The sequence below is a fragment of the Mycoplasma crocodyli MP145 genome, assembly GCF_000025845.1.
Lineage (GTDB): Bacteria > Bacillota_I > Bacilli_A > Mycoplasmatales > Metamycoplasmataceae > Mycoplasmopsis > Mycoplasmopsis crocodyli.
In genome coordinates this window covers 640,527-658,582 of the sequence record NC_014014.1, presented here as the reverse complement: position 1 = coordinate 658,582, position 18,056 = coordinate 640,527, and the positions used below count along the sequence as shown (strand labels likewise).

The 18,056-nt window shown below is 26.1% G+C and carries 13 protein-coding genes; 6 read left to right on the top strand and 7 right to left on the bottom strand.

All coding sequences use genetic code 4. The annotated features are described in order from the left end of the window. Positions 1–5: 5 nt before the first annotated feature. From MCRO_RS02845 to MCRO_RS02820, 6 genes are all read right to left on the bottom strand, one after another. The gene (locus MCRO_RS02845; protein ID WP_013054324.1) at positions 6–578 is read right to left on the bottom strand and encodes a dephospho-CoA kinase; all 573 of its coding nucleotides are present in this window, start codon (positions 576–578) and stop codon (positions 6–8) included. Beyond that, a complete protein-coding gene (locus tag MCRO_RS02840; protein ID WP_013054262.1) occupies positions 572–1,453 on the bottom strand; it encodes a 5'-3' exonuclease in 882 nt (293 codons plus the stop codon). The genes MCRO_RS02845 and MCRO_RS02840 overlap by 7 nt, the downstream gene beginning before the upstream one ends. Then, complete coding sequence (locus tag MCRO_RS02835; RefSeq protein WP_013054435.1) at positions 1,453–4,377, bottom strand: DNA polymerase III subunit alpha; 2,925 nt, start codon at positions 4,375–4,377, stop codon at positions 1,453–1,455. Before MCRO_RS02835 ends, MCRO_RS02840 begins: the two co-directional genes overlap by 1 nt. A gap of 89 nt (positions 4,378–4,466) precedes the next feature. Then, positions 4,467–5,483 (bottom strand): ZIP family metal transporter, encoded by a 1,017-nt coding sequence (locus MCRO_RS02830; protein ID WP_013054312.1) that lies wholly within the window; start codon positions 5,481–5,483, stop codon positions 4,467–4,469. A gap of 2 nt (positions 5,484–5,485) precedes the next feature. Then, positions 5,486–6,220 carry a YebC/PmpR family DNA-binding transcriptional regulator gene (locus tag MCRO_RS02825; RefSeq protein ID WP_013054704.1) on the bottom strand — a complete coding sequence of 245 codons (735 nt, stop codon included), beginning with the start codon at positions 6,218–6,220 and terminating at the stop codon, positions 5,486–5,488. A gap of 1 nt (position 6,221) precedes the next feature. Next, positions 6,222–7,028: an NAD+ synthase gene (locus MCRO_RS02820; RefSeq protein ID WP_013054391.1), complete on the bottom strand. Its 807-nt coding sequence runs from the start codon at positions 7,026–7,028 to the stop codon at positions 6,222–6,224. A 151-nt stretch (positions 7,029–7,179) separates the two neighbouring features. Between MCRO_RS02820 and mnmG the strand changes: the two genes are divergently transcribed. The 4 genes from mnmG to MCRO_RS02800 all read left to right on the top strand — a co-directional run bounded on the left by mnmG (position 7,180) and on the right by MCRO_RS02800 (position 13,035). Further along, entirely contained in the window at positions 7,180–9,018 is a 1,839-nt protein-coding gene (gene mnmG, locus MCRO_RS02815; protein ID WP_013054169.1) for a tRNA uridine-5-carboxymethylaminomethyl(34) synthesis enzyme MnmG, read from the top strand. After that, complete coding sequence (locus tag MCRO_RS02810; RefSeq protein ID WP_013054331.1) at positions 9,008–9,445, top strand: 23S rRNA (pseudouridine(1915)-N(3))-methyltransferase RlmH; 438 nt, start codon at positions 9,008–9,010, stop codon at positions 9,443–9,445. Before mnmG ends, MCRO_RS02810 begins: the two co-directional genes overlap by 11 nt. 37 nt (positions 9,446–9,482) lie before the next feature. After that, on the top strand, positions 9,483–10,478 hold the full coding sequence (locus tag MCRO_RS02805; RefSeq protein ID WP_013054722.1) for an ECF transporter S component: 996 nt from the start codon (positions 9,483–9,485) through the stop codon (positions 10,476–10,478). Positions 10,479–10,545: 67 nt separating this feature from the next. Next, the gene (locus tag MCRO_RS02800) at positions 10,546–13,035 is read left to right on the top strand and encodes an MAG1360 family OppF-related protein (protein WP_013054738.1); all 2,490 of its coding nucleotides are present in this window, start codon (positions 10,546–10,548) and stop codon (positions 13,033–13,035) included. 43 nt (positions 13,036–13,078) lie between these two features. On the opposite strand, the gene MCRO_RS02795 is transcribed toward MCRO_RS02800, so the two are convergent. Beyond that, positions 13,079–14,572, bottom strand: coding sequence for a hypothetical protein (locus MCRO_RS02795; RefSeq protein ID WP_013054750.1), 1,494 nt, complete (start codon positions 14,570–14,572; stop codon positions 13,079–13,081). 132 nt (positions 14,573–14,704) lie between these two features. Between MCRO_RS02795 and MCRO_RS02790 the strand changes: the two genes are divergently transcribed. Together MCRO_RS02790 and MCRO_RS02785 are read left to right on the top strand one after the other, a co-directional pair. Continuing rightward, positions 14,705–17,197 carry a valine--tRNA ligase gene (locus MCRO_RS02790; RefSeq protein WP_013054702.1) on the top strand — a complete coding sequence of 831 codons (2,493 nt, stop codon included), beginning with the start codon at positions 14,705–14,707 and terminating at the stop codon, positions 17,195–17,197. After that, a complete protein-coding gene (locus MCRO_RS02785; protein WP_013054584.1) occupies positions 17,185–18,024 on the top strand; it encodes a bifunctional 5,10-methylenetetrahydrofolate dehydrogenase/5,10-methenyltetrahydrofolate cyclohydrolase in 840 nt (279 codons plus the stop codon). Before MCRO_RS02790 ends, MCRO_RS02785 begins: the two co-directional genes overlap by 13 nt. The last annotated feature ends 32 nt before the right edge of the window (positions 18,025–18,056 follow it).

Here is an 18,056-nt window from a genome sequence, read left to right as displayed (position 1 = left end):
TAATTTTATAAATATTGTTTGATTAGGCTTATAAATTCCATATTTTCACATATGGTTTCAATGTTATCATATGAGATATTAACAATATTAATTTTACCAAAAAGTTCATTTTCTTTACTTATTTCTTTGTTTTTTTGATTTAAAAAATCCCTTTGGTACTTATCCACATTTCTAATAGATAGGTTTTTTTGCCTTTTTTCTTCTGAAATTACAACGTTTATTGTTATATCGAAAAAAGATGTAAAATCCCACTTTTTAGTCAATAAAATGGGTATTTCTACAAAATCATAAGTATGCGTTTCTAAATGAGTGAAAATAATTGGATAAATTATATCTTCAAGTTTAAAAATATTGCTATTTTCTTCTAAAAGTCATTGTTTCACTTTATCTTTAGAAACAAAACCATTTACAACAAGGTTTGATGAAATCTCTAAGCTGATTTGATCTGCAAAAAATGAACTTTTTTCGTATAACTGGCCAACAAATTCATCACATGAAAAAGTTTTATAGCCTAGCTTTTTCATTTGGTTAAGTAAATAACTTTTTCCAGATGCTATTCTTCCTATGATTGCTATCATTTTAGATTCTCTAATCTTAAAAATACTCTTAAAAGATCAAGTTCAATAAAATAATCTTTAGCATTTTCAATGTCTATATTATATAAGTATAGATTTTTATCAAGTTGTAAATCACTAACATTATTATTTAAGCAAGCCAATTTATAACAAAGCAATGACATTTCCTTTGAGTTTAATAATTTTTCCTGCATTTTCAGTGTTAGTTTATCTATGTTATCATAAACATTGTGAATACTTCCAAATTGTTCTAAAAGTTTTATTGCTCCGATTTTTCCTATACCCTTTACACCGGGTAAATTGTCGCTTGTATCCCCGTTGATTGCTTTGTAATCAGGAATTTGATTTGGGTAAAAATTGTAAATATCATAAAAATTATCTTTGTTTACAGTTGCAAATTTTTTAGTTTCAGGGTTTTTATATATTATTGAAATATCTTCTTTTACTAATTGAAGTAGGTCCTGATCTTTTGAGTAAATATATTTACTTACTTCATTAATTTTTGAAACAGTAGCTATTAAATCATCAGCTTCTGCTCCTACAATTTCGTTATGGTTTATTTTAAGTAAGGTTAATAATTTTTTAACACTTTCAAATTGTTCATAAATTATTTCAGGTGCTTTAGTCCTTCCAGCTTTGTAATCAGGATATTCTTCATGTCTTTTAGTTTTTCCTTTTGCATCAAAAGCGATGAATAAATATTTTGGTTTTAATTCTTCAAGCAAATTTATTAAAGTAGTAAAAAATTGAAAAGTTCCATTAGTGGTAACTCCTTTGTTAGAAGTCATAACATAAGAGTTGTATGGATTATATGTTGCATAGAAACTTTGGAACATTAGCAAGTTTCCATCTATGATTAAAAAATTTTCTTTTTTCATTATCTTTCCTTTCAATCTCTTAAGTAATATTTATTTTTCATACTTCTATATAATTTTGCTTTTATTATGGTGTTTTTCTTTAAATTTTTAAAACGATTATCATAATCATTTTCGCTAATAAAAATTGCAATTTCGTCGCTTGAATCGCTTAAAACAACCGTTCAAATATTTTTTTTAGCAACATGAACTAATCTATTAACATATACAACTATTCATGTCTCAGTTTCAATTGGAAAGTTTTTTATTTTGATTTCACCTTCTAAATCAGAAGTTATAAAAGTGTTGTAAGTGTTACCTAATAATTCAAGTTCGTATTTTGATTCAGTTTCTATGTCTCTATCGATGATATCAACTTTTCTATCTAGCAGATTATTTTCTTTAATAAATAAAACTAATTCATCATCAATTTTTTCATCTTGAATTTTAAGTCTTGATACTTTTAGTTTAAAAGTTTCATATAAATTTTTAGCAATACTTAATGAATTTAACAATGAATTAACATTTCCATAAGTTCTAAAAGTATTAGATTTTATCAATGCATTTATGATTGATTCACCAACTCCAGAGTTTCTTAATTTTAAATATAATTCAAAGAATGAAGAAAATTTTTTATTATCTTTTGGTGTGTTTATAATCTTTTCTAGAGCAACACCACCCACTCCTTTTATCATATTAAGTGGTAAATATAAATTTGAATTAATAACAACTGCATGTTTTTTGGAGAAGTTTATATCTGGTGATTGAACTGAAATGTCAACGCTTTTTGCTTCCTTAACATACTTGTTTATAGTCAAATGTGTTCCGTTTGCATTACTTATTAAAGCTCTATAAAAAACATTCTTGTAATTAGTTTTATAGTAAGCCATCTTATAAGTTATATATGAATAAGCTACTGCATGAGATTTGTTAAATCCGTAATCTGCAAATAATTCTATTCTTGCATAAATTTCATCAAGAACATCTTTTTTGATATTGTTTTTAATTCCTCCTTCAAAAAAACTAGATTTCATTTCAACTAATTTTTTTTCATCTTTTTTAGAAATTGCTCTTCTTAATAGATCTGCTTGCGAAAAAGTCATGCTGGATATTTTTTGAACGATTTGCATAATTTGCTCTTGATAAACAATAATTCCAAATGTATCTTTAACTATTTCATCATAATAAGGATGGATTCTTTTTATAGTCTTAGGATCTTTTTTACCATTTGCATATTGATCAATATATTGCATAGGACCTGGTCTAAATAATGAAATAATTGCAACTAAGTCATTGAAAGAATCTATGCTTACTTTTGTAATTGCTGATTTCATACCAGGACTTTCAAGTTGAAAAATTCCTTCTGTTAATCCACTGTTTAAAACATCAAAGGTTTTTTTGTCGTTAAAAATATTCTCATTTTTATCATATAAGTAATCAAATCTTAATTCATTAGGAATTACTTCTTCGATATCTTTTATTATGCTTAATGTTTTTAATCCTAAAAAGTCAATTTTTAATAAACCATAGTCCTCTAAGAAATTAAGTGGTAGTTGTATTTGCGATAGATTTGTTGAGTTTGAATATGTAGGAGCAATATCGGTGATTTTTGTGTTTGAAATTATAATACCAGCTGGATGAATTCCATGTTGTCTTGGAATTCCTTCTATTTTTTTAGCTAATTCAAGCAATTTTGGATATTCTGAAATTTCTGCTTTGAATACTCTATTTTTTAAACAAGCTTCTTCAAGTGTTTCGTTTTGATCTAGACTTTTTGAAATTGAATCAATGATATTTAAATTAATTTGCAAATACCTACCAATATCCCTTATAGCCATTTTTGCACCTATACTTTGAAAGGTTGAAATGTATGAACAATATTCGTACCCATATTTTTCTACAATATATTTTGCAATTTCATCTCTTCTGTCATCTTGAATATCAATATCAATATCAGGCATCGTTACTCTATCAACATTTAAGAATCTCTCGAAAAGTAAATTATATTTAAGCGGATTAATTTTAGTAATTCCAAGTAAAAATGAAATTAATGAACCGGCGGCTGAACCTCTTCCTGGTCCTATATAAATGCCTTTATTTTTTGCAAAATCAATCACATCTTTTATTATTAAAAAATAGCTACAGAATCCTAATTTAACAATAGTTTTATATTCATAAGTTAATCTTTCCATTACTGTTTCAATAGAATATTTTTCAAACTCTTTTTTATTAATATCAAGACCAATAAGACATTGTTTGTATAATAATTTTTCAGGAGTTAAATCATTTTTAAACTCGGCTAATTTAGGAGTTGAATCTGGAAAAATTATGTTGATTGAATTAACTAACGTATTTACATTTAATAGAACTTTATTATCAATTCCTATAAAATCTTTTTCATTAAAATAATCATTATAATATGAATTTGTGATTTTATTATTTCCTGTGGTTTGAAGAGCTATTAATGCTTCGTTATCATCCTCAAATAATACTTTTTTAACTGGTGCATAGATTGTTTGGTCACTTATAATAGTCTTTGAGTTATATCAAAAATTCGAAATTTTAGGTACTTCTAAATTGTTTTTTAAGTATCCATTTTCTTCATGATCAATAACATAAACATTATTACTATCAAGACTTTCTAATTCTACTTTTTGGCCTTTTGAAACTAAAAAAGCTATATTATTAAGTTCTATATAACCTTCATAATTTTTAGCTATTATTATCACTGAGATATTGTCTTGAAGGAGTTCAAAACCAATGATTGGTTTGATATTGTATTTTTTTGAAAGATTTAAAAACATACCTAAGGCAAACATATTATTTATGTCTGTCATTGCTAAATATTCATATTCCTTCTCGCTTGCTAACTTAAATAATTTCTCAAGTTTTATTGTCGAATTTAAGAAAGAAAATTCTGTGTTTGTATGTAGATAGTAATGCTTCATTTTAACTCCTTTTATTAATTTATGATTATATTTTATATATATTATTATTTAATTAAACCATAAAGTAAAAATAAAAAAGCCAAAAGGCTTTAAATTCCTTGACCGTGAACGTGAAATGATAAGACAAAGATACTAAATAATATTCCTATTAGTAAACTTAAAATAACTTTATATCATCTTTTCTTTTCAAGGTTGTAGTGATAAAATTCAGGGAAGAATTCAACAAGAGCAGTAAATACAAATATACCACCAATAGTTGATTGCATCATTCCTCTTAATCATCAATGGTCATTAATAGAACTTCCAAAATAAATTCCTAATAACATAAATGGTAAAAATAACATTAGAAATCCAATTGAAAACCCTAGTGCTTTTCATCTTCCAAAACCAGCGTCTCTTAACCTATAATAAAATATTAGTTCTTCTGGAATTAAATGAAGTATAAGTGAAACTATGAAAGCAATAGTAAGTCCATTTGCCTTACCTTCAAATAGTAAATTGAGATTATAACCTAAAATAAATCCTTCAGGTAGTCTGTGTGTTAATATTAAAAGTAGTGCAATTAACTTTAATTTTCCCTCTGTTTTTTTTGTAAGTGCTTCTTCAGCAGATTCAAGTGAGTCATTTCTATTGAAAACATAATCTGGGTGCTCATGAGTATGAACATGATCGGTTCCTTCATCATGTTGGTGAACAAAAATCGACATTTTTCTGCTTTGTAAAAGTTTTTTATTTATTTTATATGAAATAAGAAACTTAATACCAAAGGCAAAAACTAAACCTATAAATGCACCACCAGCCACAACTCCTATATTAACTAAATAAATTTTATTGTAGCTATTTGCCCCAAAAGTTTTAGCAGAATATAATGAAGAAATTTCAAGAGATTCACGCATAAAACCAAATAAAGCAAGAACTGTGAAAAATCCTGTGCTAAAGGCGTATAAGTAAATTTTTCATTTTCTTGAAAGAGTGCTTTTAAACAATGGAAAAGCCAGTGAAATTAAAATTGGGATAGCTAATATAATTGCTAAAAATGTTATAACTAATAAGAATTTTGATAAGTAATCATTACCTATTAAAAATTTAATGTATTGTAAATCCATTTTTAATCTATCAATTCTATATTGTGGTAAACTTCTTGAACATCATCATCATCTTCAAGTTTAGCAACAAATTCTAGTAATTTTTCTTGCTTTTCTTTTGATACTTCTACATAAGTATTTGGAATGTATGTAACTTCACATTGAATAAAGTTATTAATATTTAATTGACCTTCAATAGCGTTTTTTACGTCACTAAATTTTTCTGGTTGACATAAAACTATAAAACTATCTTCTTCAACCTCAAGATCATCTGCTCCATTTTCTATTGCAACTAACATCAAAGTTTCTTCGTCAATTAACTCTTTAGAAATTTCAATGATTCCTTTTTTATCAAACGTAAAAGGAACTTGACCTGTTTTTCCTAAAGTAGCGTTTTGCTTATTGAAATATGCTCCTATATTTGATGTTACTCTATTAAAGTTATCACTTAAAGTGGTAACAATAAAAGTAATTCCACCAGGAACAGTTGCGTTAAAAACAATTTCTGTAAAAGCTGATGAATTTTTATCTCCTTTAGCTTTATTAATTGCTCTTTCTATGTTATCTTTTGGCATATTTTTTGATCTTGCTTTTGCAATTGCAAGTTTTAAAGCTGGATTAGTTTCTACATCTGCTCCTCCTGCTCCGGTTGCTGCTACGTAAATTTCTTTACTTAGTTTTTGGAATATCTTTCCTCTTGCTGCATCTTGTGCATTTTTTCTATGTGCTATATTTGCTGAGTGTGAATGTCCTGCCATTTTATTCTCCTTGTTTAAATTTTTCTACATCTAATGGTTTATAAGCGCCAACACGTTTATGTTCTGAAGTGTTATGCATTTTTTCTATTTTTTTAACTATATTTTCAGGTATTGTCCTACTAATTTTTTTAGGTTCTTCAATAAAATCAAGATAATAATCTAATTGATCATAATTAAATCCCATTTCATCTTCATCATTTTGACCTTGCCATAAACCAGCACTAGGTTTTTTGTTAATTATCCGACTTGGAATATTTAGTAATGAAGAAAGGTATCTAACTTCTCCTTTTGTTAAGTGACAAATTGGAAGAAGATCTACACCACCATCACCATATTTTGTAAAATATCCTACATGAAATTCGTCTTTGTTATCAGTTCCTAAAACTAAACTATTGTTTTCTTGTGCTATTGCATAAAGAGTTGTCATTCTTAAGCGAGGCATTATATTTGCTTTAGCTAAAGAATTATTAAGTTTTAATTCTTTGTTAATTGTTTCATTAGTTTCTTTTAAATTAATATTAATGAATTTTAAATCGAGTGATTTTTCAAGTTCATTAATATCTTCAAAATCAAAAGACATATCATTAATTGGCATTACCACACCAATTAAATTTTTACCCAATGCTTTTTTAGCTAATGCTGCAACAAGTGCTGAATCTATCCCACCACTTATTCCAACCACTGCTCCTTTTAAACCCGAATCATTTACTTTATTTTTAATGAAATCCGCTAAATATTCAATATATTGAAGAGCTACTTTTTCATCGTAAAATCTCTTTTCATTAACATATTTTGTAATTTTATTCATTGATTTCTCCTAATTAGTTAATTATATTTTATTTTAAAATATTAATAGAAAATTCAAAATAAAAATATTCTTTTTTTATATTACTTAATAGTTATATATTAAGTTATTGAAATTATATAAAATAATTAAAAATTTTATAAAATTATATTCTATGATTAATAAAGAAAATGAATATGATGCAATTGTCATTGGCGGTGGTCATGCTGGAATTGAAGCGACTTTTGCATTGGCTAACAAAGATAAAAAAACAGCATTATTTAGTTTTAATTTGAATAAATTAGCTACTATGCCTTGCAACCCATCGATTGGTGGTCCTGCTAAAGGAGTGATTACTAGAGAAATTGATGCTTTAGGTGGGCAACAAGGTTTTTTCGCCGACAATGCAATGATACAAATCAAAATGCTGAATGAATCTAAAGGTCCAGCAGTAAGAGCTATTAGAGCACAAATTGACAAAGAAAAATATTCAAAATTAGTTAAAGAAGCTGTTTTGAATCATGAGTATATTGATGCTTTTGAAGCTATAGTTACTGAATTGGTAGTAGATAACAATACAATAATTGGAATTAAAACAGAAGATGGAATTTTTTACAAATCTAAAGTTGTAGTTATTACAACTGGTACATATATGTCTTCTAGAATTATACGTGGTTCTGATATAACTTATTCTGGTCCCGATGGAGAAAAAACAACTAATAAATTAAGTGATTCTTTAAGAAATATAGGATTTAATTTACAAAGATTAAAAACAGGTACTCCTCCAAGAATATATGCAGATAGTATTGATTTTTCTAAAGTTGAAAAAGAAAAACTTGATGATAGTTTTTTATGTTTTTCATCAAGGTCACACATTAAATTACCAAAACAAATTTCTTGTTATTTGACTTACACAAATTCAAAAACACATGAACTAATCGAGCAAAATGTTCATCTTTCAGGAATGTATTCAGGTTTAATTGAAGGTATCGGACCTAGATATTGTCCTAGTATAGAAGATAAAATAATGAGATTTAGAGATAAAGAAAGACATCAAATTTTCTTTGAACCTGAAACTTTAGATGGTAGCATAATTTATATAAATGGTCTTTCAACTTCACTTCCTATTAGTATTCAAGAAAAGCTTATAAAAACTATTCCTGGATTGGAAAATGCAAAGGTACAAAAATGAGCTTATGCAATTGAATATGATGCACTAGATCCATTAGATTTAAAAGCTTCATTAGAAACTAAAAAGATAAATAACTTGTTTAGTGCAGGACAAATAAATGGTACAAGTGGATACGAAGAAGCGGCTGCGCAAGGTTTGTTAGCAGGCATTAATGCTGCACTTAAAATTGATTGTAAAGAACCATTAATTTTAAAAAGACATGAAGCTTACATAGGTGTTTTAATTGATGATCTAGTTACAAAAGGTACAAAAGAACCTTATAGAATGCTCACGTCAAGAGCTGAATATAGATTACTTTTACGAAATGATAATAGTGATATTAGATTATCCAAATATGCCTATGAACAAGGCTTATTAACAGAAACTGAATACAATTTTATAAAAAATAAATATGAAAAAATAGATAAAAAAATAGAAGAATTAAAAAATGTTTTTATATCTTCTAAGGACCCATTAGCATTAAAATACGGAATTACAAACGGTGTATCGATGCTAAAAGTTATTGCAAGACCAGAAGTTGATGCTAATGATTTTTTGGGTGATTTTGAATTTAAAAATGAACTTGTTGTAGCCATTAGACTTGATGGATATATTAAAAAACAACAACAATCAGCTTCAAAAATGATTAAGTTAGAAGCGTTGAAAATTCCGACAAACATTGATTATGATAATGTACCTAATATTGCAACTGAAGCTAAGATAAAATTAAAAAAAATATTACCACTTACTATAGGTCAAGCTTCAAGAATAAGTGGCATAAATCCAGCTGATATACAAATGTTAATTTTCTACTTGAACGGTAAAGGGAAAAATGAAAATTAATTTAATTTGTGTAGGTTCACTTGAAAAAAAGTTCGGTGATATTTATAAAACATACATAGATAAACTTCCTTCTTATGTATCATTTAATGCTATTGAATTAAAGGAACGTAAAGATGAAAATATAAATTTAAAAAAGCAAAAAGAGACTGAAATGATTTTGGAAAAAATACCAAAAAATTCAACAGTTTATCTTTTTTCACTTCAAGGAAAAAATTACGACAGTATTGAATTTTCTGGTTTATTAAATGAGGACAATATCACTTTTATTATTGGTGGAAGCGATGGTGTGATTGAAGAAGAATTTAATTCAACTAAAAAAATAAAAGTTAGCAACATGACATTTCCACACCAACTTTTTAGAGTGATATTTTCTGAGCAAATTTATCGTGCTTTTAGTATCTTATCAAATAAGAAATATCACAAGTAATTTAAAAATAATTTAAAAATATATATATACTTAATACATGAAAAGAAAACCTCCTGCATTACCAAACACTAGTTCATGAAGTATTTTCTCAAAATGAACAATTAGAAAAATTGTATTTGTTGCTATTCTAATTGCGATAGCAGTAGTTTTTACCATTATTGGAAATCAACTTTTACCTATTGTATCAATTCCAACAATAAAAATCAGTTTTATAGGTTTGCCTGTAAAAATAACCGGATTTATTTTTGGGCCAATAATAGGATTCTTTGTGGGTTTTTTAAGTGATATATTATCTATGTTATTTGTACCACCTTCTGCTTATAATCCGCTTTATACTCTTGCAACTGCTATGAATGGATTGGTATCAGGTATAGTAGGTTGATTTTTCTTAAAATTCCTAAAATTTTATTTTGGTGGAGAGTACAGAATTAACGCTTTTGAGGCAAAGATTTTTAATTTATCTATAAAATATAAAAAAGCTTTAGATAAAAATGATCTTGTAAAAGCTGAAAAATATGCTGATTTAATTATTGTTACTAACAATAAGAAGAATAACTTTATTGAAACTGGTTCATATCATTTATTATTAAACATTAACTTAACATCAGCAGCTATATTAATTATTTCTTTAATAATATTCTTGGTAATACTTGTCGGTTTTGTTGTTGATCAAAAATATATCAATAGCAGTATTATTAAAAATCGTTGAGGTCTTATGGCTTTTATGATCTCCGGTTTCTTAACTATGTTAGTCTTTGTTTTTGTTGCTAGATTTAAATTAAGTCCAAGTAGATATTTAATTCTTGTTCCTATTATTATTTTCTCAGCCCTTTTAGAAATGATTAATGTTCCTCTTTTATCTGTTGCAGATACTTATGCATTAGGTACCGGAAACACGGAGCATATATTTGTTTGAATATTTACGCATGTGGCAACCAGCCCTGTTAAAATTTGATTTAATATGTTGATAATTTACTATTCATATAGCATAATTGCTTCATTAATTTATAAAAATGAAAACCTTTCATACTAAGCAATTTATATATTGCTTTTTTTAATCTTCTTAAATAATATTTACTTTTATTTTCTATAATAATAATATGCGTATAAGTGAAAAATTATTTAGTGTTGAAAATTTTTATAAAAGAATAAAGTCAAAAAAAGAAGTTCAGAATATTAACATACCTTTGTTGGAATTATATTCTAATCAAACAACAGGAATTTTAGTTGATGATAAATCAATGGATTTTTTCTTCAAACATTTTTGAAAAAATTTCAGCATGAATGATCATTCATCTTTTTCACTATATAATAAAGATTTCATTCAAGATGATTTAAACATTACATTCGGAAGAGAAGAGGTTTTTAAAAAAGTTTCCTTTTTTGATGTTGCAGTTCTATCCGAAACCAAAAGTGAAATTCCTCTTTTTGAAATATGAAACTCAATAAAGCAAAATTTTGAAAATCATACTTTCAATAAAGGTGATTTTAAAAATGTTAATGATAATTTTAGTAGATCGTTTAAAGCTGATATTATAAAAACTTTAGGTTCAAAATCTTGATTTATTTCTGAAGAGTATAAAAATATTTTAGAATCATTGAATCAATTAAAAAATGATATTGAAAAAAATTCATTCACCATCACCGAGGAAGAAATAAATAAAAGAATAATAAAAAGTTATCAAAACATAACAAATCAAGCAAAGAAGATTTCAATGATATTTTTTGAATTTTATAATGAAATATATGAAAAGTATAAGCAATGTAGCAAGGCATCTCAAATAGATAGTACAACAATTTTAAGTGCTAAAATAAAACATAAAAGAAAACAACTAAACACATTAAATAAGATTAATGAAACTTCTGCTCTAAAAGTTGAAAATGATTTAAAGATTAGAGATATCATAAATGAAATTAGTTTTTTTGAAAAGTATAAAAAGTTTTTCAAAACACAATCTAAAAAAATTTCTAGCTTCATTCTTTATAAAATGAAAAAGTCTATAAATACAATTGAACATAAGATGTCTTTTTTTAAAAGTGATGAAGTTGAATTTTTAGAATTAAGAAAAGAACTTCTTGTAAAAAAACATTCAATGAATATTTTTAATCATTATAAAAATAAATTTTTTTATCTAACAAGTAATCAAATTAAACAAATTGAAAAAAGTTTTAGAAGAGAAGAAAGGTTGTTTTTATCAAACAACAAACTAGATAATAGATTATCCGTACATGAAATAAATAAAAAAATTAGAACAACTTATGAAGTTAATATTTTTCAATATATACAATTTTCAAAAGAACAAAAAATGCACTTAAAAAGAGAAATAAATAATAGAAAAGAAATTCTTTTAGGGCTTAAATCAAACAAGTTTGATAAAATCATAAATCACTTCAGACAAGTTGAAGAAGAAAAATTCAAAAAAGAAATTAACATGCTAAGAGCTGAACAAGAATGGAATGAAAATAAAGAATCTTACTTATTGAATCAAGCGCAAAAAAATTCTTCCCCCAGAGTTAGAATAATGCTTAGAAACGTTAAATCGCATTTAAGAAATATAAAAAATGTAATTAAACATATTGATAAACTTGTTGAAAAAAGATTTAAAAACGATCCTAAGTCAAATGTTTATGATTCACTATATAAAATATGAGAACTGATAGAACAACTTAATAATTTTTCACTTGCTAATTCATTTCTTAAAAAACTATTTAGATATTCTGATTCATCAAATTTCAACTATAAAGAGAATTTCGAAACAGAATTTATTGGTGTAATAAGATTTATTGAAGCTTTTCATTCTGTATCTCTTGATTTTGAGGATTACTTAACTCAATATATTTATCTTGAACCTATTAAAAAAATAAAATTAAAACTTGTTAAATTTGTATTTCTAAATCCAAGTGTTTTAATTGTTCAAGACGATCCAAATATCAAGACCACAAACGAAAGAAGAGATTTTCTAAAAATTCTTAATTCGCTTTCTAGGCAATATAATTTTAATTATCTTTTTATTTCAAATGATGCACAACTTTTGACTAAATATTTCGACTATGTATATCTACTATATGAAAATAATTTAGTGGAATCTGGGCTTACAAAAGATTTATTAAAAACCGCTTTACATCCTTATACAAAGTATGTTTTAAACAAAATTTCTCATAATATTATGAAGAGTCAACTACTATTTTCAAAACCTTTTTTACCTTGGTCACATGCAGATACGTTTTATTTACCTGAAGATAGACACTATATTTTTTCAACAATGAAAGAGTTCCAAAATTGATCTGAATTTAATTTAAGGTATGCTAATAATTTGCTAAATACCGAAGAAATAAACTATCAGGAAAACTTACATGTTACACAAACAAATTTAAATGATTTAGATTACATCAAAAAGAATTATGTTCCACAAAGAAGAGTCAAAGAAGTATTTATAGCAAATGCAAACAAGCAAAAATTTGCTAAAACTCAAGAAATTGATTGTTCGTTGTTAACTAGCGATTCATTAACAATGCAAATACTAACAACAGAAATTGAACTTGGAGACGGCAAAAAAGAAAAGATAAAGCACGATTCAAATGTTTATTAAAAAAATATTCTTTGCTCAACAAAGAATATTTTTTAGTTTTCTATTAAACAAATTCTACTATTTTGCTTAGGTTAAGTTTTAAATAACCATCTTTTTTGCTTGCTTGAGAAGGATTTTCACCATTTAAAAAAGCATCATTAAAATGTTTTGCATCTACAATTAAGTAAATATCATTTGTAAGTTTTTCTTGTGGATTCATAGTAAATGATTTTCACTTACGTGGAAAGTTTGCGAATCCACTTGGGTAAATATATCCGTTGTTTGTTGCATATTCTATTTTTGTATAAATTTTTTGCTTAGATCTATTAATACCAACATTTTTAATACCGAAATTAACTTTGACAAATTCACCATTTTTTACGTTTCTTGAAGATGTGATTTTAATTACATATTTATCTTTTAAATCAAGTTTATTCAAGTGAGAACTTAAAATATTTGAACCTTCAACCAAATCTAGATTTTTTAAATATTTATTAGTATATTCATAGTATTCTAGTTCTGAATTTATACTTAATAATTCTAATTTGTCTTCTTCTTTTGGCGTTGCAGTTATTTTTGCTTCCAATTCTTTCTTTCTTTCTTTAATAGTTTTAATTTCATTATCGTAATTAAAACTTAAAGTATCAAGTTTATTCGTTTTACTATTTGGAACATATATTCAACCCGATGGACTTATGTATGACTTAGATAGTTCTTCTTCTGAAACTTCTGGATTAATCATGATTTTTTCGCCGGTTACATTATCTAAAATATCTTCAAGTTTATTGTTATCAAATTTTCTATATGCAACAAAGCCCATATTTTTGTTTCACTTGTTAGAATCGAACTTTTCTAATTTTGGAAATATGTTATCTAAAAATTCGATAGCCATATTTTTATTATCATTAGCAGATTCTTGATCTATTTTTTTCTTAGGAAATTCTTTCTTTAAAATTTCTTCATATTTAATTAAAAATGTATTTACATTACCGTTGCTACCGTTTAAATATTCACTATTCAATTTATTTGCTAGTGCAAAAATATAATAGTTTTCTATTCATAAACCATATGAATTAAACAAATCATTATATTCAACAAGTTCTGAAAAAATCTTTTCATGTTTTTCATCAAGTTTAATAGCTCCTTGTTGAGTTCCTTTGCTAACAAAGTTAATAAATGAAAGCAACAAACTAAAACGGTCAAATTTACTTTTATTTTTAGTTTCTTTTTCAATAGTCATAAATTCATTTTTTAAAGAAGTTAATTTAGGATCCTGCTTTTCAAAAAAATATAATATAGTCATTATTTTTTTAATGTTTGCATCATAGTTATCACTATAGTTTTGAATTACAGGATTTAACTCTCTTTTCATTGCATCATCAAATCCTCTTAAATCATCAAATGATTTATTAGAAATTTTTGCAATATTTTCTTTATATTTTTCTTGATTCTTTTCTAATGACTTGTTGTTATTCGAACAAGATATAAAGGTTGCTGGAAGAATTGTAGAAACCAATGGCATACCTATAAAAGAGATTATTTTTAATTTATTTTTCATAAATAAGATTATAAAGTTAATTTAAATTATTTATAAAAATTTTCATTTTTGTTTTTACCCTTATACACTTAAAGTTTTACTCGATTTTTGGACAAAATTTGTTATAATTTAACATTATAATAGGAGGTAAGAATGAACAAAGCATATAACCATAAACTTATTGAAGAAGGCATTGAACAAGAATGAAGAATAACTGAAAAAGTATTTAGTACACATGACACATCTAAAAAACCTTTTTCAATTTTATTACCCCCTCCTAACGTTACTGGAAAACTCCATTTAGGTCATGCTTTTGACACATTAATTCCTGATACTATAATACGTTATAAAAAATTAAAAGGATTTGATACTTTTTGAATATCAGGAATGGATCATGCAGGAATTGCTACACAATCTAAAATTGAAGAACATTTGTGAAACACTAAAAAATTAACAAAGCATGATATCGGAAGAGAAGAATTTCTAAAATTAACGTGACAATGAAAAGAAGATTATGCAAATCTATTTAGAGAACAATGATCTAGATTAGGATTAGCACTTGATTATGAGCGTGAAAGATTTACAATGGATAACGATGCAAGTGAAGCTGTTGTAAAAGTGTTTGTTGATTTATATAATAAAGGCTACATATACAAAGACGTTAAAGCTGTAAATTGGGATACAAAATTGTTGACTGCAGTTTCGAATATTGAAATTGTTAATAAAGAAACTGAACAAACAATGTATTACATTAAATATTTTTTAGAAAACTCAAATGATTATCTTACAATTGCAACCGTTAGAACAGAAACGTTATTAAGTGATGTGGCTATAGTTTTTAATCCCAAAGATAAAAGATATTCTAAATTTTTAGGACAATTTGTAATTCACCCTCTAACCAATAAAAAAATTCCAATAATATCTGATGAATATGTTGATCCTAAATTTGGAAGTGGTTTAATGAAGTTATCGGCTCACGCTGAAGATGATATTGATATTATTAAAAAACATGCAAACCTTGAAGTTATTGAAACAATTAATAAAAATGGATTTATAGAATGTAAAGATAGTATTTTTAATGGTCTAGAAAGATTTAAAGCAAGAAAAGAAATTGCCGATTACTTAAGAAATAATAATTTTATTTTGAAAGAAGAAAAAACAATTTCTAAAGTAGGTTATAGCGAAAGAAGTAATACACCTATTGAGATACTGGTTTTACCACAATGATTTGTAAAAATGGAAACATTTGCAAAAGATATTTTGCAACACTTAAGAACAAAAGATAAGGTTAAATTCTACCCACCAAGATTTATAAAAATTTTAAAAAATTGAATGTCGAATATTCATGATTGAACAATTTCTAGACAAATTTGATGAGGACACAGAATACCTGTTTGATATAAAGGTGATCAAATTAAGGTCCAAACAACTAGTCCTGGACTAGATTGAAAACAAGATGAAGATGTTCTTGACACATGATTCTCTAGTGGTTTAAGCCCATTTGTTTTTTTAGGATGACCACAAAAAAACGAAATGATCAAAAGATATTATCCAACAAGCTTATTAGTAACTGGATCCGATTTAATTTTCTTTTGAATTGCAAGAATGTATATGTTTGGTCTTGATGTTATGAAACAAAAACCATTTGAAAATGTATTGATACATGGATTAATAAGAGATGAACAAGGACGTAAAATGTCCAAATCTTTAAACAACGGAATTGATCCAATTGATGTTATTGATGAATACGGTGCTGATGCTCTTAAATGATTCTTAATAACCAATACCACACCGGGTTTTGATATTAAATATTCTCCAGATAAAATTAAATCAGCTTGAGGTTTATGTAATAAATTATGAAATATTAGTCGTTTTATAAATGAACTCCCAAATGATAACAACAACAAAATAACAGATGCAGATAAATGAATAAACAATAAGTTATCACTATTAATTAAAAGTATTAATAAGTCAATGAAAAATTATGAATTTACGCTTGTTGGTAGTCAAATAAGTAAATTTATATACAATGATTTAAGTGGTTGATATGTTGAGTTTTTAAAAGTAAATCCTTCTAAAAAGCAAGCTCTTTTAATTCTTAAAAATACATTAATTGTTGTTAATCCATTTTTATCATTTGTTACATATAAGATATTTAAAGATATATTTAATGATAAACTTTATAACCATACATATCCAAAAGTTTCTACTTATAAAAACACGGACTATATAGATAAAGTTATTGACATTACCAGTGCTTTAAGAAAGTATAGAGAAGAAAATAATATTTCTAAAAAAGAACTAATTTATTGAGATAAAGATTTTGATTTAGATGACAAAGCAATTAGCACGATTAATAAATTGTCATACTCTGAAATTCAAAAAAACACTGATGCTTTAATAACTTTTGACTTTGGTAAGATCTTTATAAAGATTGATGAAAGTCAAAAACAAGAAAATAAAAAAAGGTTATTAAATCTAATTGAAAAATTAACTTTTGAAGTTGATAGATCTAAAAAGATTTTATCAAATGAAAACTTTGTAAAGAAGGCGCCGGCTGAAAAATTACAAGAAGAAAAAAGTAAATTAGAAAAATATGAAAATGAATTAAATGGATATAAGGAGGAACTGAAATGCAAATATTAAGTGGTGTAGAATTGTCGAAAAGAGAACTTGAAAAATTAAAAAAAGAAGTTCAAGATTTAGGTTTATCAAGAAAAATAAGACTTGCAATAATTCAAGTTGGAAATAACGAGGCTTCAAATAAATACGTTCAAAAGAAACTAGAAAAAAGTGAATATTTAGGCATTGAAGCAAAACTTTATAAATTTGATGAAAAAATAAGTCAGGACAGATTACTTAAAAAACTTGACGCAATTAATGATTATTCAGATGGTGTATTAGTTCAACTTCCATTACCAAACCATATCCCAGAACAAGTTATTCTTGATGCCATCCCATTTCATAAAGATGTGGATGGATTAAGTACAAGAAACGAATTTAATTTATATAATGCAGCTGGAAAACATTTTGTTCCTGCAACAGCAAGAGCTGTTTTAGAATTAATGGAACATTACAACATTGATGTTAAAGATAAAAGAGTTTCTGTTATTGGTAGAAGTCATTTGGTGGGTAAACCTGTTGCTCACATTATAAAAAGAATGGGTGCACAAGTTTCTACATATGATGAACATACAGGAATTAAAGGAATTGAAAATTCGGACATTTTAGTAGTAGCTGCAGGTGTAGCAAAATTAATAAAATCAAAAAACGTTAAAGAAGGTGCAATAATTATTGATGTAGGTACTAACCTTGACGCCCAACTTAGCGAGAAACTATGCGGTGACGTAGATTTCGAAGAAGTTAAGGATAAAGTAAGTGCTATTACTCCGGTACCTGGGGGAGTAGGACCTCTTACTGTTGTATGTCTTTTAAAAAACTTAATTGATGTATTTAAACCAGAAAACGAATAAAAACAAGTGAGCCATATAAAAGCTTACTTGTT